Source organism: Clavibacter davisi (genome assembly GCF_052751415.1).
Map to the genome: position 1 here is coordinate 760243 of NZ_CP199882.1, position 20211 is coordinate 780453.

Below are 20211 nucleotides of genomic sequence, written 5' to 3' on the forward strand. Positions count from 1 at the left end.
CGGCATGCGACCCACCACCCGGGACACGACGTACGAGCCTATGGGCTTCGGGCTGCTCCGGAGCCCGCTCCTCCCGATCGACGACCTACTCGAGCACCTCGACCGGCCGGCCGCCGACGCGGCCCGCGAGCTCGCGGGCACCGACCCTCGCGGTGTCTTCGGGACCGCGCTGTTCATCAGCTCCATGGACCTGCACGCGTCCCTCGGAGGCGGGCCCACGCGACCGGACGGTCCCGCGGCGCGGCGCCGGTACTCGTCCCTCTATCGCTTCCTCGCCCGTGCGAGCAGCCGACCGACGCCGTACGGCGCCTTCGCGGGGGTCGCCCTCGTGGAGGTCGGCGAGGGGACGTCGCTGCTCCGCGCCCCGGAGCCGTTCGCCCTGCACGTGCGACCGGACGCGTCGTGGCTGCTCGGGCTTCGCGCCGCCATCATCGGCGACGAGCATCTCCGTGCCGGCCTCCCGCTGCGCGTCAATCCGCAGATCCTGATCCACGGCGGCCGCCTGCTCCTCCCGAATGCCGACGTCGCAGGCCGGGTCGACGACCGGAGCGTGGACATGCGCTTCACGGCCGCCGTGCGGCGGACAATCGAGGCGTGCAGCGCGGGGACCACGCGAGACGGGCTCGTGGATGCCGTGGCCTCGCCCGCGAGCGCGTGGCCTCGCGCCTCCGTGGAGCAGCTCGTGGACACGCTCCTCGAGCTCAACGTCCTTGTCCACGACGTCCTGCCCGCCGTCGGGCAGCCCGACATCTGGCGCGCCTGGCGGGAGCGCTTCGCGGGGCTCCCCCTGGGTCGGGCCCTCGACGAACTCCACCGTGCGATGTCGGGCATCTCGCACCTCGACGACCACACGGTCGATCGCCTCGAGGGCGTCTTCGCCCAGCAGGACGCCGTGACCGCCGGCGACTTCCGAGACCGGGTCCAGGTGGACGCGGAGGTCCGCCTGAGCGAGGCGCGAATCGGATCCGCCGTCGTGGAGGAGGTGGGGGACTGCCTGACCGTCCTCGCCGCCCTCGTGCCGTCGCCCCGTCCACCGCACCTGCAGGAGTTCCACGAGCGCTGCGTCGAGCGCTACGGCGTCCACGCCGAGGTGGCGGTGAAGGAGCTCCTTTCCGAGGACGCCGGCGTGGGGCCCCCGAACGAGTACGCCGTCCCCCGGGCCAGCACCTGGCATCCGGTGGCCTCGACCCGGGAACCGTCCCGGTGGGAGCAGGTGTCGTCGCGCGCGGTCGCCGACGCCCTGCTCGCGGGGGACCGCGAGGTCGTGGTCGACGACGACCTCGTGAGCCTGGTCGGCCGAGACGCGACGCCGGGACGCCCGTCTTCCCCGCTGGTGGACGCCTACGTCCAGATCGAGGCGGACTCGGCCGAGGCCGTCGACGCGGGCAGATGGCGGGCTGTGCTCGGCAGCGACGGGACCGCGGAGGGCGGCAGGACCTTCGGCAGGTTCCTCCACCTCCTCGACGCGAGTGCCGCCGCCCGCATCAGCGGCGCCTACGCCAGGACGCACCCGTCGAGCGACTGCATGGTCGCGGAGCTGCGCTACCTGCCGACCACGGGACGCGCGGCCAACGTGACCGTCGTGCCGCCCCTCGTCGACCACGAGATCGCCGTCAACGTAGCCGAGACGGGCGGGGACGTGCGCGCCATCGCCCTCGACGACATCCTGGTCGGGTTCGCGGACGAGCGCTTCTACCTCCGAGTGCGGGGCGAGGCGCGAGAGCTGCGGGTTGTCCAGACGCACATGCTGAACCACTACGCCGCCCCGAACGCCGTCCGCTTCCTCCTGGAGGCCACGCAGGACTCGACTGCGGGCGTGCCCTCGCTGGACCTGCATCACCTGGACCACCTCCGGCACGTACCGAGGTTCGTCCGCGGCCGGGTGGTCCTGCGTGCGGCACGGTGGCGCATCGACCGGGTCGACGATGTGGTCCCCGACGCGCATCTCGCCGCCTGGCGGACCCGGCACCGGGTCCCGCGCCATGTCTACATCTCCGACTCCGACAACCGCCTCCTCATCGACTTGGAGTCGGACGTCGGTCGCGACGAGCTCGTCCGGGCCGTCGAGCAGCAGGGGCGCGCGGGCAGCGCCGTCATGCTCGAGGAGTGCCTGCCCGCCCCACAGGGCATGCTCCTGTCGGATGTGCGCGGCCGCCGCTACGCATCCGAGCTGGTCCTGCCGTTCATCCGGCGCGACGGGGCCCACGCACCGGTCGTCGTGGCTGCGGACGCGCGCGTCCGTCGTGACGCGCTCGCCCCCGCCCCGCAGGATCGGCAGGCATGGCTGAGCGCGAAGCTGTACGCGGCGTTCCGACGGCACGAGGACCTGCTTGTCCGCGTGGTCCGTCCCATGCTCGACGCCGTGGGCTCGCCTGACTGGTTCTTCGTCGAGTACGCCGACCCCTACCCGCACCTTCGGGTCCGGATCCGACGTACGGCTGAAGCCGCCCACGCACATGCCGAACTCGTGAGCGCGGTCATGGGCGCGCTCGAGGACGCGCGCGCCGCGGGTCAGCTGTCACGGTTCGAGATCGTCGAGTACGACCGGGAGAACGAGCGCTACGGGGGTCCTGACCTTATCTCGCACGCGGAGACGCTCTTCTCTCGTTCCAGCGACCTCATCGTCCACGCGCTGGTCGCGATGCGGTCGGGGGCCGTCGGGTGCAGCCGCGACCAGCTGTGTCTCCTGGGCCTTGACGCCATCCTCCAGGGGTGGGAGGAGCATGGAGACGCCGAACGGGCGCTCGCAGTCGGCGCGGTCTCCTCGGGCACGCGCAAGCGCTTCCACGAGGAGGGACGTGACCTGGCGGAGCTGCTCGCGCCTTGGCGCTCCGGCCACGACGCCGCGGTCACGACGACGCGTCGGATGCTGGGGCCGGGCCTCTCCCGATTGAGATCCGCGGCCGCGGACTACCGGGCGGCCGCGGACGAGGCCGCCGGCGAGGGGCGCCTGATCGGGGACCTCGACCACATGCTCCGCAGCGTCCTGCACATGCAGTGCAACAGGACGCTCACCGGCGGCCGTGACGAGGAGACGGAGGTGATGGACCTCTGGGCGCTCACCAGGAGGGCCATCTCGCGACGCCCGTCCGCGACGGGGTCGCGATGACCGCGAGGGCGCCCGCCGGACGCGGCGGGAGCTGGACACGGGCCGCGCATCTGGTCTGGGCTGAGAGCCCGCCGCTCACCACGGCGGTGGTGGTCCTCTCCACGCTCGCCGGACTGGTCCCTTCCATGACGGTATCCCTCACCGAGCAGGTCGTCGGGGGCGTCACGCGGTACGGCGCCACCGGCGACCTCGACGCGGTCTCCGTACCGGCGGTCGCGATGCTGCTCGTCGGCGTGGCCGCCTTCATCGTGGCGACTGCTCAGGGCTACGCGCAGAGCCTGCTCCAGATCCGCCTTGCCAACCGGATCAACCTGGCCGTGGTCGCGAAGGCCACGGCGATGGACCTCCAGCAGTTCGAATCGGCGAGCACATACGACTCCCTCCAGCGGGCCACGCGGGAGGCGGGGACCCGGCCGTACCAGCTGTTCATGGACGCCCTGGGCGTCCTGGTCGGTGCGGTGTCGCTGCTCTCCGTCGCGGCGGTGTTGTTCACATGGGATCCGTGGATCGCGGTGCTGCTCATAGTGTCGTGCCTGCCGGCGCTCGCCGCGGAGGTGTTCTTCGGCCGCGTGTCCTGGAAGGTCGAGCACGACCGGTCATCCATGCGCAGGTGGGCGTCGTACCTGCAGTTCCTGACGACGAACGACCGCAACGTGAAGGAGGTCAAGTCCTTCCGCCTCGGCGAGATGCTCGTCGGTCGCTACGCGCGCGTCCTCCGGGATTTCTACGACGTCGACAGGTCGATCCAGCGTCGCGAGGCGTGGGTCACCGGGCTGGCCGGCGTCGTCAACGTCGCGGTGTCGGGGACGGCCATCCTCCTGGCGGCGTTGAACGCGGCGAGGACCGGCGACGTCGGCCAGCTGGCGGGGTACATCGCGGCCGTCACGGCGGTGCAGGGTGCGTCTACGGCGGTGTTCCTGGGGCTCGGGCAGATGTACGAGCACCGGCTGTTCCTGGGCGAGCTCTTCAGCTTCCTCGACGCCCCGGAGCAGTTGGTCCTCGACGGCGTGAGGGCCTTCCCGGACGAGCTCCGCACGGGCATCGAGTTCCGAGACGTGGGCTTCGTGTACCCGGGCACGACGGCACCCGCGCTCGAGCATGTGTCCTTCACCGTGCGACCCGGGGAGGTGGTCGCGTTCGTGGGAAGGAACGGGGCGGGAAAGTCCACCATCACGAAGCTCGTCAACCGGCTCTACGACCCGACCTCGGGGTCGATCCTCCTGGATGGGCACCCGCTCATGGAATACGACGTCGAGAGTCTCCGCCGGGGCATCGGGGTCGCCTTCCAGGACTTCGTCCAGTACGAGACGAGCGTCGAGGAGAACGTGAACTTCGGCGCGGTGGAACGACTCGGCGACGTCCCCAACTCGGACGCGGCACTGCGCCGCTCGGGTGCGGACTTCGTCGAGCGCCTGCCCTCTGGTGCGCAGACCCGCCTCGGCCGCTGGTTCGAGGATGCCCAGCAGCTCTCGACGGGCCAGTGGCAGCGGCTGGCTGTCGCCCGAGCCCTGGCCGGGCGCTCCGGGGTGATCCTGCTCGACGAGCCGACGGCAGCCGTGGACGCGGAGACGGAGAGCGCCCTCTTCGCGCGCCTGCGCGAGGTGTCAGGTGGAGCCATCTGCCTCCTCGTCTCCCATCGCTTCTCGACCGTGCGGGTCGCGGACCGGATCCACGTCCTGGACGCCGGGTCGATCGTGGAGAGCGGCACGCACGACGAGCTGGTCCGCAGCGGCGGCGTGTACGCCGCGATGTTCGCTCTGCAGGCGGCGGGATACGCGCCGTGATCGTCAACCTGGGTTGACGTTGGTCGGGTGGCGTCCTACCGTGGACGCATGGATGCGCAGGGGGTGGCGAAGACGGCCGCGGACGTGACGGAACCGCAACGGGGGCTGCGCGCAGTGGTCGCCCTGCGGAAGCTCGCCGACTCCCTCGAGTACCTGCAGGTGCGCGCGGCGCTGGAGCGCGGGATGTCCTGGGCGGACATCGGGGACCACCTCGACGTCACGCGTCAGGCGGTCCATAAGAAGTACGCCCGTCGAATCGCGGGCGACAACGGGAACGAGAGGAACGCACGATGACCGGAACGATGCTCACGGAGTCGACCTACATCTCGCTCGCCGCCGCCGAGGAGTGCGCGCGTCTCGGTCATGCGGAGATCGACGGGGAGCACCTGCTCCTCGCGCTGCTGGCGGTCGGCGGACCCAGCGCGCGTCGGCTCCACGCCGCGGGCGTCGGCATCGACGAGGCGCGGCAGCGCGTGGCCGAGGAGTCGGCGTCGCTCCTCGCGGAGATCGGCGTCACGTCGCCCCCCATCGAGCGTGGCCCCTCCGCGGTCCACCCCGCCAACCTGGTCCCTCCACGCTGGTCCGCACGCGCGCTACGGCTGATGCGGTCGATCCCCTCGAGGGCCCCCGACACTGCCCTGCTCGAGGCGCTGCGGGACGACACCGTGGGCACCGCGGCGCGCGTCATGCGGGACTGGGACCTGGATGGGGGTGACCAGGAGAGCGCTCCGCGGACCGCTCCCCGTCTGCCTGCGGGGACGGTCGTGCACGAGCAGATCGCTCCCTGCTCCTCCGACGCCGTCTGGGACGCGTTGACGAGCGACGGCATCGTCGGCGTCCTCTTCCCCGAGGGCGCGCGCGAGATGTCGCGGGATGCCGGCGGTCCCCAGGGGGCGCGCCGCGCGGTCGCTTTCGAGGAGCAAGCTGAGGGGAGGGGCCCGCGTCACACCGAGTTCGCGGTATTCGACGGGGACCCGGTGGTGCTGCGTATCGAGAAGATGGTCCCGCTCACATTCGCCGGGCGGCTGGTCCCCGGTGTCGTGCGTCGTGCGATCGAGGCGGATCTGCGGCGTCGTGCCCTCGCGCTGGTCCAGTCTGTGGGACGCGGTGCAGCGTGACCGGCGGCAGCGGATCGACGGCCCAGGCGGCGAGCGGGCGCTGGGAGATCGCCATCGTCCCGACGAGGCGCGGGAGGATCGGGTACGCCGGTCGGTGGGCGCTGAACATGGCGATGGGCGTCCTGCTCGGATCGGGCGACGGCACGCCGCCCACCCACGACCTCCTGCTGACGGAGCGCGGTAGCGGCCGCGAGCTGCGGCGCATCGAGGCGGGATCGCTGCACGAGGCGCGCGTCCTGCACGAGACGGTCCGGGAGGACCTCGCGACGCTCACCGTCGAGGAGTTCGCCGAGGAGTGGGGCATGAGTGCCGAGTCGACCGCCTGAGCCCGACGGCGCCGGGAACGAGGAGGATGGACGCGCGCTGGTGTCGGCGACCGGCGTCCGGTAGTGTGCTCCAGTCGGCTCTTGACACCGCTACCGGACCATCCATCCGGGCGGATGGATTTGTCAGTCAGGTGGGCCGGTTTCCCCCTCTCGTTCCGCAGAGGGGTACGTCACGCGATGACACGGCCCCCGGTCGACGACTGCCCGGGTTGAGAGCAGCTCTGCGCACCCTGATCCTGTAGCGCGCTGCTTCGCACATGCGCATTGTCATGCATCCGAGCAGAACGAGGAATCCCTCATGCCCTACAACAACGACTCCCCGCGCGGCGCCAAGCGCGCCTCCGCGGGATCCCGCAGCCCGAACCACCGCGGCTACAACTCCGATCCCGCGCCCAAGAAGCAGCGCTGGAACGCCGACGAGCGCGCCCAGCGCTCCGGCCAGGACGACCGCCCCCAGCGCGGCGGCGCCGCCCGTCCCGCGCGCGGCGCCGACCGCCCCAACTGGGAGCCCCGCGCCGAGCGCCCCGCCGGTCGCGGCGAGCGTCCCGCGTACGGCGACCGCCCCAACCGCGCCGGCCAGCGCCCCGAGCGCGGCGACGCCCGCCCGCAGCGCGGCGAGCGTCCCTCGTACGGCGGCGGCGCCGACCGCGGCCAGCGCAGCGAGCGTCCCTCGTACGGTGCCGAGCGCGGTCAGCGCTCCGAGCGTCCGTCGTACGGCAACGAGCGTCCCGCCCGCGGCGGCGAGCGCTCCGAGCGCCCGTCGTACAACGACCGCGCGCCGCGCAACGACCGCCCGTCCTACGGGAACGACCGGCCGCAGCGGTCGGAGCGTCCGTCGTACGACGACCGGAACGCCCGCACGGAGCGTCCCGCGTACAACGACCGGAGCGCTCGCACGGAGCGACCCGCGTACAACGATCGTCCGGCTCGTTCCGAGCGTCCCGCGTACGACGACCGCGCCGAGCGTCCCTCCTACGGCGACCGCGCCCAGCGCAGCGAGCGTCCGTCGTACAACGACCGCCCCGCCCGCACCGAGCGTCCGTCCTACAACGACTCCCGCCCGGCCCGCACGGAGCGTCCCGCGTACAACGACCGCCCGGCTCGCACGGAGCGTCCTGCGTACAACGACCGCCCGGCTCGCACGGAGCGGCCCTCCTACAACGACCGCCCGGCTCGCACGGAGCGCCCCTCCTACGGCGACCGCGCCGAGCGATCCGAGCGTCCCGCGTACAACGACCGCCCGGCTCGCGCCGAGCGCCCGTCGTACGGCGACCGCCCGCAGCGCTCCGAGCGTCCCTCCTACGGCGACCGGCCCCAGCGCAGCGAGCGCCCGTCCTACGACGACGCGCGCCCCAAGCGCGACAGCGACTTCTACCCGAGCAAGGAGGGCGCCCCGCGCCACGCGCCGTCCGAGGACGTCGTGCTCGAGCGCCTCGAGGCGCAGGCCACCACGGCCAAGGACGTCGACGGCGTGACCTTCGCCGCGCTCGGCCTCGGCCAGAACATCGTCCGCGTGCTCGAGGAGCTGGGCGCGTCCAGCCCGTTCCCGATCCAGGCCGCCACGATCCCCGACGTGCTCGCGGGTCGCGACGTGCTCGGCCGCGGCCGCACCGGATCCGGCAAGACCATCGCGTTCGGCGCGCCCCTCGTGGAGCGCCTGCTCGAGAACGACGGCGCGAAGAACCGCAAGATGGGCCGCAAGCCCCGCGCGCTGATCCTCGCCCCGACGCGCGAGCTCGCCATGCAGATCGACCGCACGGTGCAGCCCATCGCCCGCTCGGTGGGCCTGTTCACCACCACGATCTTCGGTGGCGTGCCGCAGTTCAAGCAGGTCGGTGCGCTGCAGCGCGGCGTCGACATCCTCATCGCGACCCCCGGCCGCCTCGAGGACCTCATCGACCAGGGCCGCCTCGACCTCTCCGAGATCGTCGTCACGGTCCTCGACGAGGCCGACCACATGTGCGACCTCGGCTTCCTCGAGCCCGTGCAGCGGATCCTCCGCCAGGTGAAGAAGGACGGCCAGCGCCTGCTCTTCTCCGCCACGCTCGACAAGGGCGTCGCGACGCTCGTCAACGAGTTCCTGCCGTCGCCCAGCGTCCACGAGGTCGCGGGCGAGGACCAGGCGTCGTCGACCATCGACCACCGCGTGCTCCTCATCGAGCAGCGCGACAAGGCCGCGATCATCGAGCAGCTCTCCAGCGGCGAGGGCAAGACGCTGATCTTCGCCCGCACCCGCGCGTTCGCCGAGCAGCTCGCCGACCAGCTCGAGGACGCCGGCATCCCGGCCACGTCGCTGCACGGCGACCTCAACCAGGCGCGCCGCACGCGCAACCTGCAGCTCCTCACGAGCGGCAAGGTCCGCGTGCTCGTGGCGACCGACGTGGCCGCCCGCGGCATCCACGTGGACGACATCGGGCTGGTCATCCAGGCCGACGCGCCGGACGAGTACAAGAGCTACCTCCACCGCGCCGGCCGAACGGGCCGCGCGGGCAAGCAGGGCACCGTCGTGACGCTGATCACGAAGGCCCGCCGCCGTCGCATGGACGACCTCCTGGGTCGCGCCGAGATCAAGGCGACGACGGTCATGGCCGCCGCCGGGGACCGCGTCATCGCCGACCTCGCGCGCGTCTAGCGACCACGCACGACCCGACGGCCGTCCCACCCCTCAGCGGGTGGGGCGGCCGTCGTCGTGCGCGGGGCGGCACGGCGGTCTGGCATCCTCGGTGCCGTGCCCGACCGGATCCGACTGCTGACGCCCGACGACGCCCCCGCCCTGTCCGAGCTGCGCCTGCGGAGCCGCGCGCACCTCGCGCCGTGGGAGCCGATCCGGCACCCGGACCACGACACCCCCGCCGGGCAGCGCGCCCACATCGACGCGGCGCTCGCGCAGCACGCGCGCGGGCAGGGCGTGCCGCTCGCGATCCTCGACGACGACGGATCCGTGGCCGGCCGGCTCGACCTCACCGGCATCGTCCGCGGCGCCTTCGAGTCGTGCGCGATGGGGTACTGGCTCGCGGCGGATCGCACCGGTCGCGGGATCGCGACCTCGGCCGTCGAGGGGGCCGTCGCCCTCGCGTTCGCCGGGCTCGGCCTCCATCGCGTCCAGGCCGAGACGCTGGTGCACAACGCCGCGTCGCAGCGTGTGCTCGCGCGCGCGGGCTTCACGCGCTACGGCCTCGCGCCCCGCTACCTGCGGATCGCGGGGGAGTGGCAGGACCATGTGATGTTCCAGCGGGTGGCGGACGAGCCGCCCGTCTGAGCCCGGCTCAGCGCGACCCGCCGTACGCCGCGGGCACCAGGTCCATCTGCGCGACGCCGCTCTCTATGAGCGCGAGCACCGCGTCCGCCACCGTCTCCGGGGTGTCGAAGGTCGCGCCCGCCGTCATCGCCTCGGCCTCGGCGCGGCCCGCGCGGATCGAGGACATGAACTCGGTCTCGGTGACGAACGGGATGAGCGTCGAGACGACGACGCCCGTGCCCGCCAGCTCCGCGCGCGCGATGGCCGACAGGCGCTCCAGCGCGACCTTCGACGCGACGTAGCCGCCCGTGCCGGGCATGTCGGCGAACGTGGTGCCCGAGCTGACGTTGACGATCGCGCCGGCGCCCTGGGCGCGCATGGTGGGCAGCACGGCCTGCATCGCGGCGAGCGGCGCCACGAGGTTGAGCTCGAGGACGGCGCGGAGGTCGTCGAGCGCGAGGTCCTCGATCGAGGCCTGGAGGCCCTGGCCCGCGTTGTTGACGAGCACGTCGATGCGGCCGAAGGCGTCGAGGGCCGCGCGGGCGAGCGCATCCACCTGCGCCCGGTCGGTCACGTCGCAGCGCACCGCGATCGCCTCGCCGCCGATCTCGGCCGCCAGCTCCCGGATCCGCTCCTCCCGCCGCGCCGCGAGCACGACCCGCGCGCCGGCACGGGCGGCGGCGCGCGCCGTGGCGGCCCCGATGCCCGACGACGCTCCGGTGATGACGACGACCGCGTCCTGGATCCGCATGCTTCCTCCTCCTGCGACCGCGACGCGGTCCGCGAGCAGTAACGATACTCCGGAGTAGCGGAACTCGGCGACGGGCCTATCCTGGACCGGATGGACGAACCGGCCGCCGCACCCCGACCCCGCGTCGGCCGCCCCGTCGACCGCTCCGGCGACGCCGCGATCCTCGCCGCCGCCCTCGACCTCGTGGCCGAGCGCGACTACGAGCGCATGACCCTCGACGAGGTGGCAGCCCGCACCGGCCGCGCCAAGACCACCATCTACCGGCGCTGGGCGACGAAGGAGGACCTCGTGCTCGCGGCCCTCCGCGCTGCCGGCCCGCCGCCCGAGGCCGCGCTCCTGCCCGACACCGGATCCCTGCGCGGCGACCTGCTCGCCGTCATCGACTCGCCGTGGCTCGGCGGATCCGCCCGACGGCTGGCGGTCTTCGCGGGGCTCGCGCCCGCGCTGCGCGGGTCGGCGCGCATGGCGGCGGCGATCCGCGCGGAGGTCACCGACCCGTACGCCGACGCGTACCGGCGGATCCTCCGGCGTGCCGTCGACCGCGGCGAGGTGCCGTCCGAGGCGTCCGCGCGCGTCGACCTGCTGGCCGAGGTGATCCCCGCGATGAGCACGCACCGGCTCGCCGCGGGGGGTGAGGCGGTGCGTCGCGAGCTCTTCGTGCGGGTGGTCGACGACGTGGTGCTGCCCGCGCTGAGGCTCCGGTAGCGGTCGCCGATACCCTCGACCGCATGCAGATCCGCCCCGCCACGGACGCCGACTGGCCCCGCATCTTCCCCTTCTATCGGGCGATCGTCGACGCCGGCCGCACCTACGCGCTCCCGGCCGGGCAGTCGCTCGAGGAGGCGCGGCCGACCTGGATGGCGGAGGCGCCGGGCCGCACCTTCGTGGCGGTCGACGACGACGGCACCGTGCTCGGATCCGCCAAGGCCGGCCCGAACCGGCCCGGTCGCGGTGCGCATGTCGCGACGGGCTCGTTCCTCGTGGATCCGGCGCGCTCCGGCCGCGGCGTCGGCCGGGCCCTCGGCGAGCACGTCATCGCGTGGGCGCGCGCCGAGGGCTACCTGGCCATCCAGTTCAACGCGGTCGTGGAGACGAACCGCGCCGCCGTGCACCTGTGGGAGTCGCTCGGCTTCCGCATCGTCGGCACGGTCCCGCAGGCGTTCGACCACGCGGAGCACGGGCTCGTCGGCCTGCACGTGATGCACCTGCCGCTCGTCTGACGCTGACGCTGACGCTGACGCTGACGCTGACGCTGACGCTGACGCTGACGCTGACGCTGACGCAGATGCAGATGCAGACGCAGACGCGGGGCCGGTCCGGCACCGGCGGCAGCCCCGGCGCGCGAGCACCCATGTGCCTATGTCAGAACATGCGCTACGTTGGGTGGACCGCAGCATCCGCCCCTCGCCCTCCGCCGCCGGAGAGGAAGCAGCCGCCATGAGCTCCGCCCCGACCGCAGCCTCCGCCCCGACCCCGATCCACGACGTGATCACCATCGGCCGCGTCGGCGTCGACCTCTACCCGCTCCAGGACGGCGTGGGCCTGGAGGACGTCGCGACATTCGGCAAGTACCTCGGCGGGAGCGCGGCGAACGTGGCGGTCGCGGCCGCGCGGCACGGCAGGTCCGCCGCGCTCATCTCGCGCGTGGGCGACGACCCGTTCGGCCGCTACGTCACCCGCGAGCTCGAGCGGCTCGGCGTCTCCGCCGCCTTCGTGCCCCCGGTCGACGACCTGCCCACGCCCGTCACCTTCTGCGAGATCTTCCCGCCCGACGACTTCCCCCTCTACTTCTACCGCCGCCCGAAGGCACCGGACCTCTGCATCGAGGCCGAGACGCTCGACACCGCGGCCATCGAGAGCGCACGCGTCTTCTGGTCCACCGTCACCGGCCTCAGCGAGGAGCCCAGCCGCTCCGCCCACCGCGCCGCCTGGGTCGCCCGCGCGCGCCGACCGCTCACGGTGCTCGACCTCGACTACCGGCCCATGTTCTGGGCATCGCCCGCCGACGCCACCGTCGAGGTCGGCCGCGCGCTCGAGCACGTGACGGTCGCCGTGGGCAACCGCGAGGAGTGCGAGATCGCCGTGGGGGAGACGGATCCGCTGCGGGCCGCCGACGCGCTGCTCGACCGCGGCGTCGAGCTCGCCATCGTGAAGCAGGGGCCGAAGGGCGTGCTCGCCAAGACGCGCGACGAGACCGTGGAGGTGCCGCCGTACCCGGTGGAGGTCGTCAACGGGCTCGGCGCGGGTGACGGCTTCGGCGGCGCGCTCGTGCACGGGCTGCTCGCCGGGTGGGACCTGGAGCGGATCCTGCGCTTCGCCAACGTCGCGGGCGCGATCGTGGCGTCCCGCCGCGAGTGCTCCACCGCCATGCCCACGACCGCCGAGGTCGAGGCCGTGCTGGAGGGGATCCGATGACCGCCGTCGATGCGACGATGACGCCCGCCGAGCTCGTCCGGGCCGGTGACCTGCCCGGCGCGTTCGCCGCCCTCCGCGACGTGCGCGCCACGGATCCCGCCGCCGTCGCCCGCGCGCTCGCCGGCCGGATCCGCCGCCCGCTGATCCGCGACGACGGCCGCCTGCTCATCGTCGCCGCCGACCACCCCGCGCGCGGCGCCCTCGGCGTCGGCGACGACCCGATGGCGCTCGCCGACCGCTACGCCCTGCTGGAAGGCCTCGCCACCGCCCTCACCCGCGACGGCGTCGACGGCGTGCTCGGCACCCCGGACATCGTCGACGACCTCGCGCTCCTCGGCCTCCTCGACGACAAGGTCGTGGTCGGATCCATGAACCGTGGCGGCCTGCGCGGCGCCGTCTTCGAGATGGACGACCGCTTCACGGCCTACGACGTCGACGGCATCGTGCGCGACGGACTCGACTTCGCCAAGACCCTCGTGCGCGTCAACCTCGGCGACGCGGGCACCGCGGCGACCCTCGAGGCCAACGCCCGGGCCGTCGACGCCGCCGTGCGCGCCGGCCTGCCGATCATGCTCGAGCCCTTCCTGAGCGCGTGGCAGGACGGCCGGATCGTCAACGACCTGTCGGCCGACGCCGTCATCACGTCCATCGCCATCGCCTCGGGCCTCGGCTCGTCGTCCGCCCGCACGTGGATGAAGCTGCCGGTCGTCGACGACATGGCCCGCGTCATGGCCGCCACCACCCTGCCCACGCTCCTGCTCGGCGGCGATCCGCAGGGCGCGAGCGAGGACACCTGGGCCGGCTGGGAGCACGCGCTCGGCCTCCCCGGCGTCCGCGGCCTCGTCGTCGGGCGCACGCTGATCCACCCGGCCGACGGTGACGTCGCCCGCGCGGTCGACCAGGCCGCCGCCCTCGTGCACGGCCGCGCCCGCTCCTGACCCCGAAGACCGACCCGACCCGCTCGCCACCCGCCGACCGCCAGAGGACACCATGACCGACACCGCCCCGCTCCCCGTCGTCCCGCACTGGATCGACGGCGCCCGCTCGCCCTCGACCTCCGGCCGCACCGCGCCCGTCTACGACCCCGCGCGCGGCGTCGTCACGAAGGAGGTCGCGCTCGCGGACGCGGACGAGATCGCGCGCGCCGTCGCGTCCGCGCACGCCGCGTTCCCCGCCTGGCGCGACCTCTCGCTCGCCAAGCGGCAGGCGATCCTCTTCCGCTTCCGCGAGCTGCTCGAGGCCGAGAAGGGGGAGCTCGCGGAGATCATCACGTCGGAGCACGGCAAGGTCGTGAGCGACGCGCTCGGCGAGATCACGCGCGGGCAGGAGGTCGTGGAGTTCGCGACCGGCCTCGCGCACCACCTCAAGGGCGAGTACTCGGAGCAGGTCTCCACGGGCGTCGACGTGTACTCCACGAAGCAGCCGCTCGGCGTCGTCGGGATCATCTCGCCGTTCAACTTCCCGGCCATGGTGCCGATGTGGTTCTTCCCCATCGCCATCGCGGCCGGCAACACGGTGATCCTGAAGCCGAGCGAGAAGGACCCGAGCGCCGCCATCTGGATCGCCGAGCTGTGGAAGCGGGCCGGCCTCCCCGACGGCGTCTTCACGGTGCTCAACGGCGACAAGGAGGCGGTGGACGGTCTGCTCACGCACCCGGACGTGCGCGCGATCTCGTTCGTCGGATCCACGCCCATCGCCCAGCACGTCTACGAGACGGGCACGAAGCACGGCAAGCGCGTGCAGGCCCTCGGCGGCGCCAAGAACCACATGCTCGTGCTGCCCGACGCCGACCTCGACCTCGTCGCCGACTCGGCCGTCAACGCGGGCTTCGGCTCGGCGGGCGAGCGCTGCATGGCGATCTCCGTGGTCGTCGCGGTCGAGCCCGTCGCGGATGCGCTCATCGAGCGGATCTCGACGCGCATGACCGGCCTCCGCGTCGGCGACGGCCGCCGCGGCTGCGACATGGGCCCGCTCGTCACCGAGGCGCATCGCGACAAGGTCGCCTCCTACATCGCCATCGCGGAGGAGGACGGCGCGCGCGTGGTCGTCGACGGCCGCGGCATCGAGGTCGACGGCGAGGCCGACGGCTTCTGGCTCGGCCCGACCCTCATCGACGAGCTGCCCACCAGCTCGCGCGCCTACACGGAGGAGATCTTCGGGCCCGTGCTCGGCGTCGTCCGCGTGCGCTCGTACGAGGAGGGCGTCGCGCTCATCAACGCCGGCGCGTTCGGCAACGGCACCGCGATCTTCACGAACGACGGCGGGGCCGCGCGCCGCTTCCAGAACGAGGTCCAGGTCGGCATGATCGGGATCAACGTCCCCATCCCCGTGCCCGTCGCCACGTTCTCGTTCGGCGGCTGGCGCTCCAGCCTCTTCGGCGACACCAAGGCGCACGGGGCCGAGGGCGTGCGGTTCTTCACCCAGCAGAAGGCCATCACCAGCCGGTGGCTCGACCCGTCGCACGGCGGCGTCGACCTCGGGTTCCCGCAGACCTGACCCTGACCCGCACCACCGCCAGCACCCCATGACGACGACGGAGACGAGCATGACGACGAACGAGTGGCTGCACCCCCGCGGCACCCTCGGCCGGGACGGCTGGGAGACCGTGGTCGACGGATCGGTGCCCGGCTGGGAGCACACCGGGCTCCGGGTCGCGGTGCTCGCCGACGGCGACGCGCTCGAGCTGCCCGCGTCGGGCGTCGAGCGCATGGTCGTGCCGCTCGCGGGGTCCTTCGCCGTGCGGCACCGCGAGGGCGACGGCGAGGAGCGCGTCACCGACCTCGACGGCCGCGCCTCGGTGTTCGCGGGGCCGACCGACGTGCTCTACCTGTCGTGCACGTCGAGCGCGGTGCTCACCGGATCCGGCCGCGTGGCCGTCGCCGAGTCGCCCGCCACCCGGCGCGTGCCGAGCCGCCGGATCGCCCACGAGGAGGTGCCCGTGGAGCTGCGCGGCGCCGGCCGGTCGAGCCGCCAGGTGCACAACTTCGGGACCCCCGGCACGCCCGGGTCCCTCGACGCCGAGCGCCTCATCGTCTGCGAGGTCGTGACCCCGGCCGAGAACTGGTCGAGCTACCCCGCGCACAAGCACGACGAGGAGAGGCCGGGGGAGGAGTCGGAGCTGGAGGAGGTCTACTACTTCGAGACCGCCGTCGGGAAGGGCCTGGAGGCGCCGGCCGACGCGGATCCCTTCGGCCTGTTCCACACGTCCTCGTCGCCCGCGGGGGAGATCGCGATCGACGCCGTCGTGCGCACGGGCGACGTCGCGCTCGTGCCCTACGGCTACCACGGGCCCGCGGTCGCGGCGCCCGGCTACGACCTCTACTACCTCAACGTGATGGCCGGCCCGGGCGCCGACCGCGCCTGGCTCATCAGCGACCACCCGGCGCACGGCTGGATCCGCGGCACCTGGGCCGGGCAGGAGATCGACCCGCGCCTGCCGTACCTCGCCGACGACGCGACGCCCGCACACGACCAGGAAGCCCCGACCCGATGACCGAGCCCACCACCCGGATGACCGTCAGCCAGGCGCTCGTCGCGTTCCTCGCGGCCCAGTGGACGGTCGACGGCGACCACCGCGAGCGCACCATCCCGGGCGTCTTCGGGATCTTCGGCCACGGCAACGTCGCCGGGATCGGCCAGGCGCTCATGCAGGCGAACGCGCAGGATCCCGACCTCATGCCGTACCACCAGGCCCGCAACGAGCAGGCGATGGTGCACCAGTCGGTCGGCTTCGCGCGCATGCACCGGCGGCTCGCGACCTACGCGAGCGCCGCCTCGGTCGGGCCCGGCGCCGCGAACATGCTCACGGGCGCCGCCCTCGCCACGGCGAACCGGCTGCCGGCGCTGCTCCTGCCGAGCGACACCTTCGCCACCCGGGTCGCGGATCCGGTGCTGCAGCAGCTCGAGCACCCGCACGACACCGGGATCAGCGTGAACGACGCGTTCCGTCCGCTCTCGCGCTTCTTCGACCGGGTGCAGCGGCCCGAGCAGCTGTACTCGATCGCGCTCGCGGCCATGCGCGTGCTCACCGACCCGGCCGAGACGGGCGCCGTGACCATCGCGCTGCCCGAGGACGTGCAGGCGGAGGCGCTCGACGTGCCGCTCGCGTTCCTCGCGCCGCGCGAGTGGCACCTGCGCCGGCCCCTGCCGGAGCGCGGGCCGCTCGCCCGGGCCGTGCAGGCGATCCGCGACGCGCGCACCCCGCTCATCGTCGCGGGCGGCGGCGTCATCTACTCCGCGGCCGAGCAGGCGCTCCTCCGCTTCGCCGAGGCCACGGGCATCCCGGTCGGCACCACGCAGGCCGGCGGCGGCGCGCTCGTGTGGGACCACCCGCAGTACCTCGGCGGCATCGGCGCCACCGGATCCACCGCCGCGAACCGCCTGGCCGCCGAGGCCGACGTGGTCATCGGCATCGGCACGCGCTACTCCGACTTCACGACCGCGAGCCGCACGGCGTTCCAGCGCCCGGACGTGACCTTCGTGAACGTCAACGTCGCCGCGTTCGACGCCTACAAGCACGGCACACAGCTGCCCGTGGTCGCCGACGCGCGCGAGACCCTCCAGGCGCTGACCGACGCGCTCGCCGGCACGCGCGTCGACGCCGCGTACGCCGACCGCATCGCCCGCGAGAAGCGCGAGTGGGACGCGCTCGTCGACCGCGCGCTCGCGCCCACGGGCGGCGCGCTGCCCGGCCAGCCCGAGATCATCGGCGCCGTCCAGGCCGCGAGCGACCCGCGCGACGTCGTCGTGCAGGCGGCCGGATCCCTGCCGGGCGACCTCCACAAGCTCTGGCGCGTGCGCGACGCGCTCGGCTACCACGTCGAGTACGCGTTCTCGTGCATGGGCTACGAGATCCCCGGCGGGCTCGGGGTCAAGCGCGGCGCGGAGGCGTACGGCGACGACCGCGACGTGATCGTCATGGTCGGCGACGGCTCGTACCTCATGCTGCACACCGAGCTCGTGACCGCGGTGGCCGAGGGGATCAAGATCATCGTGGTCGTGATCCAGAACCACGGCTACGCGTCCATCGGCCACCTCTCCGAGACGGTCGGCACCGAGCGCTTCGGCACGCGCTACCGCCAGCTCGACCCGGCGACGCGGAACTTCGAGGGCCGCGAGCCGCTGCCCGTCGACCTCGCGGCGAACGCGCGCAGCTACGGCGTCGACGTGATCGAGGTCCCGCCCGGTCCCGACGCCGCCCGCGACCTCGGCGATGCCGTGCGCCGCGCGAAGGCGTCCGACGGCACCACCGTGATCCACGTGGAGAGCGACCCGCTCGTCTACGGCCCCGACGGCGAGGGCTGGTGGGACGTGCCCGTGCCCGGCGTCTCCGAGATGCCGTCGACGCAGGCGGCGCACGCCGAGTACGTGGAGCGGAAGAGGGCGCAGCGGCCGCTGCTCGGCTGACGGGGTCGCGGTCGTAGCGACGGCCCTGGCCGCCCGAATGCTATTTCCTATAGGATCTGGATCCCGGGCATCCGGGACCCGACGACCGCGATGGAGCAGCATGCCGGAGACGACCGCGACGACCGTGACCACCCCGGGATCCCCGGCCGCGCCGGCGTTCACCGCGGCGGACTGGCCCATCGCCACCTGCCTGCACGGCTTCGCGACGGTCGGCCGCGACGGCGTCGCCCTGCACGACGCCGACACCGCGGTCTGGGACCGCATGTTCGCCGACATCGCGCGCGAGGGCTTCACCCTCGCCGAGCTCGCCGACAGCCACATCCGGCCCGCGGACCTCGACCCGTCCCGCCGCGACGAGCTCGTCGCCGTCGCCCGAGGCCACGGCGTCGGCATCCCGTCCGTGCACCTGCAGCGGCAGAGCGTGATCATGCCGGGACACGAGGAGCGCAACCTCGCCTACGCGCATCGCACCATCGACGCGATCGCCGAGATGGGCATGGAGGTCTTCTCGACCGGGCTGCACCAGCCGTTCAGCGACGCGCAGCGGAAGGCGCTGTGGTTCTGGACCGCCGAGGGCCCGAAGGACCCCGACGATCCGGAGGTGTGGGCCGCCGCCGTCACGCGCCTCCGTGAGCTCGGCCGGCACGCCGCCGACCTGGGCCTCCGGATGGCGCTCGAGATGTACGAGGACACCTACCTCGGCACGGCCGACAGCGCCGTGCGGCTCGTGCAGGAGATCGGCCTCGACAACGTCGGCCTCAACCCCGACGTCGCGAACCTCATCCGCCTGCACCGCCCGGTCGAGAGCTGGCGCGAGCTGTACGCGAAGACGCTGCCGTACGCGAACTACTGGCACGTGAAGAACTACATGCGCGACGAGGCGGCCGACGGCAGCTGGGCCACGAGCGTGCCCACCACCATGAGGGCCGGCCTCATCGACTACCGGCAGGTCATCCGCGACGCGGTCGAGCTCGGCTTCGACGGGATCATCCTCACCGAGCAGTACGGCGGCGACAGCCTCGGCGTCTGCGCGGAGAACCGCGACTACATCCGCACCCTGCTCCCGCAGGGCGCACGAGGGGAAGGGGCGTCATGATCGACGCGCAGAGCACGCCGAAGGACATCGCCATCGTCGGATCCGGCTACATGGGCGGCGGCATCGCGCAGGTGCTCGCGCTCGCGGGCGCCCGCGTGCGCATCGCCGACATCTCGGAGGAGATCGCGGTCGCGAACCACGCGCGCCTCATCGCCGAGGCGGAGCGGTTCGTCGCGGACGGCCTGTTCCCGACGGACGCCGTGGAGCGGATCCGGGCGGCCGTGACGCCCGCCGCGTCCATCGAGGAGGCCGTCGCCGACGCCGACCTCATCGAGGAGGCCGTGCCGGAGAAGCTCGAGATCAAGCACGCGACGCTCCGGCGGATCTCGGCGGCCGCGCGGCCCGACGCGATCATCGGGTCCAACACCTCCACCATCCTCATCGGCTCGCTCGCCGAGGCCGTCACGAACCCGCAGCGGTTCCTCGGCGTGCACTTCTCGAACCCGGCGCCGTTCATCCCGGGCGTCGAGCTGATCCCGCACGCGGGCACCGACGAGTCCGCCATCCGGGCCGCCGAGGCGCTCGTCGCGTCGACCGGCAAGGAGACCGCGCGCGTCACGGACTCCACGGGCTTCGTGCTCAACCGCCTCCAGTACGCGCTCTTCCACGAGGCGACGCAGATCGTGGAGGAGGGAATCGCGACCCCCGAGGACATCGACACGATCGTCCGCACCACCTTCGGCTTCCGCCTCCCGGTCTTCGGCCCGTTCGCCATCGCGGACATGGCCGGCCTCGACGTGTACGCGTTCTGCTACGCGTCGCTGCAGACCCGCTGGCCCGAGCGCTTCGCGACGCCGGCGTCGCTGCAGGAGCACGTCGACGCGGGCGAGTACGGCACCAAGACCGGATCCGGCTACCTCGACGTGCCGGCCGAGCGCACCGAGGCGCTCGTCGCATACCGGAACAAGGCGTACGTGGCGATCAAGCAGCTGATGGACGAGCTGGGGCCGGCGCCGATCGGATAGCGG

17 protein-coding genes are annotated in these 20211 nt (G+C 73.2%); 16 read left to right on the top strand and 1 reads right to left on the bottom strand.

The genetic code is table 11. The features are described 5' to 3' along the window. Nucleotides 1–4 precede the first annotated feature (4 nt). From ACU4ZT_RS03800 to ACU4ZT_RS03830, 7 genes are all read left to right on the top strand, one after another. Nucleotides 5–3109 (top strand): lantibiotic dehydratase, encoded by a 3105-nt coding sequence (locus ACU4ZT_RS03800; protein ID WP_445337965.1) that lies wholly within the window; start codon nt 5–7, stop codon nt 3107–3109. Further along, the gene (locus ACU4ZT_RS03805) at nt 3106–4893 is read left to right on the top strand and encodes an ABC transporter ATP-binding protein (RefSeq protein ID WP_445337967.1); all 1788 of its coding nucleotides are present in this window, start codon (nt 3106–3108) and stop codon (nt 4891–4893) included. The genes ACU4ZT_RS03800 and ACU4ZT_RS03805 overlap by 4 nt, the downstream gene beginning before the upstream one ends. Nucleotides 4894–4941: 48 nt before the next feature. Continuing rightward, nucleotides 4942–5187 (top strand): hypothetical protein, encoded by a 246-nt coding sequence (locus ACU4ZT_RS03810; RefSeq protein ID WP_445337969.1) that lies wholly within the window; start codon nt 4942–4944, stop codon nt 5185–5187. Then, nucleotides 5184–6011, top strand: coding sequence for a Clp protease N-terminal domain-containing protein (locus tag ACU4ZT_RS03815; protein WP_445337971.1), 828 nt, complete (start codon nt 5184–5186; stop codon nt 6009–6011). Before ACU4ZT_RS03810 ends, ACU4ZT_RS03815 begins: the two co-directional genes overlap by 4 nt. Continuing rightward, nucleotides 6008–6337 carry a hypothetical protein gene (locus ACU4ZT_RS03820; RefSeq protein ID WP_445337972.1) on the top strand — a complete coding sequence of 110 codons (330 nt, stop codon included), beginning with the start codon at nt 6008–6010 and terminating at the stop codon, nt 6335–6337. The genes ACU4ZT_RS03815 and ACU4ZT_RS03820 overlap by 4 nt, the downstream gene beginning before the upstream one ends. 298 nt (nt 6338–6635) lie before the next feature. Next, on the top strand, nt 6636–8969 hold the full coding sequence (locus ACU4ZT_RS03825) for a DEAD/DEAH box helicase (protein ID WP_445337974.1): 2334 nt from the start codon (nt 6636–6638) through the stop codon (nt 8967–8969). A gap of 96 nt (nt 8970–9065) precedes the next feature. Beyond that, nucleotides 9066–9596 (top strand): GNAT family N-acetyltransferase, encoded by a 531-nt coding sequence (locus tag ACU4ZT_RS03830; RefSeq protein WP_445337975.1) that lies wholly within the window; start codon nt 9066–9068, stop codon nt 9594–9596. A gap of 7 nt (nt 9597–9603) precedes the next feature. Here the strand turns inward: ACU4ZT_RS03830 and ACU4ZT_RS03835 are convergent, their stop codons facing one another. Next, complete coding sequence (locus tag ACU4ZT_RS03835; protein ID WP_445337977.1) at nt 9604–10326, bottom strand: SDR family oxidoreductase; 723 nt, start codon at nt 10324–10326, stop codon at nt 9604–9606. A 90-nt stretch (nt 10327–10416) separates the two neighbouring features. Between ACU4ZT_RS03835 and ACU4ZT_RS03840 the strand changes: the two genes are divergently transcribed. The 9 genes from ACU4ZT_RS03840 (at nt 10417) to ACU4ZT_RS03880 (ending at nt 20208) form a co-directional block, all read left to right on the top strand. Then, nucleotides 10417–11031: a TetR/AcrR family transcriptional regulator gene (locus ACU4ZT_RS03840; protein ID WP_445337979.1), complete on the top strand. Its 615-nt coding sequence runs from the start codon at nt 10417–10419 to the stop codon at nt 11029–11031. A gap of 23 nt (nt 11032–11054) precedes the next feature. After that, on the top strand, nt 11055–11546 hold the full coding sequence (locus ACU4ZT_RS03845; protein WP_445337981.1) for a GNAT family N-acetyltransferase: 492 nt from the start codon (nt 11055–11057) through the stop codon (nt 11544–11546). Between the two features lie 217 nt (nt 11547–11763). Then, the gene (gene iolC / locus ACU4ZT_RS03850; RefSeq protein ID WP_445337983.1) at nt 11764–12741 is read left to right on the top strand and encodes a 5-dehydro-2-deoxygluconokinase; all 978 of its coding nucleotides are present in this window, start codon (nt 11764–11766) and stop codon (nt 12739–12741) included. A gap of 17 nt (nt 12742–12758) precedes the next feature. After that, on the top strand, nt 12759–13679 hold the full coding sequence (locus ACU4ZT_RS03855) for a class I fructose-bisphosphate aldolase (protein WP_445338623.1): 921 nt from the start codon (nt 12759–12761) through the stop codon (nt 13677–13679). Between the two features lie 52 nt (nt 13680–13731). Further along, nucleotides 13732–15237: a CoA-acylating methylmalonate-semialdehyde dehydrogenase gene (gene mmsA / locus ACU4ZT_RS03860; RefSeq protein WP_445337985.1), complete on the top strand. Its 1506-nt coding sequence runs from the start codon at nt 13732–13734 to the stop codon at nt 15235–15237. Nucleotides 15238–15286: 49 nt separating this feature from the next. Next, nucleotides 15287–16234: a 5-deoxy-glucuronate isomerase gene (gene iolB / locus ACU4ZT_RS03865; protein ID WP_414763795.1), complete on the top strand. Its 948-nt coding sequence runs from the start codon at nt 15287–15289 to the stop codon at nt 16232–16234. Continuing rightward, nucleotides 16231–18147, top strand: a complete 1917-nt coding sequence (gene iolD / locus ACU4ZT_RS03870) for a 3D-(3,5/4)-trihydroxycyclohexane-1,2-dione acylhydrolase (decyclizing) (RefSeq protein ID WP_445337988.1) — start codon at nt 16231–16233, stop codon at nt 18145–18147. The genes iolB and iolD overlap by 4 nt, the downstream gene beginning before the upstream one ends. 100 nt (nt 18148–18247) lie before the next feature. Further along, nucleotides 18248–19243: a sugar phosphate isomerase/epimerase family protein gene (locus ACU4ZT_RS03875; protein ID WP_414748316.1), complete on the top strand. Its 996-nt coding sequence runs from the start codon at nt 18248–18250 to the stop codon at nt 19241–19243. Continuing rightward, nucleotides 19240–20208: a 3-hydroxyacyl-CoA dehydrogenase family protein gene (locus tag ACU4ZT_RS03880; RefSeq protein WP_445337990.1), complete on the top strand. Its 969-nt coding sequence runs from the start codon at nt 19240–19242 to the stop codon at nt 20206–20208. The genes ACU4ZT_RS03875 and ACU4ZT_RS03880 overlap by 4 nt, the downstream gene beginning before the upstream one ends. Nucleotides 20209–20211 lie beyond the last annotated feature (3 nt).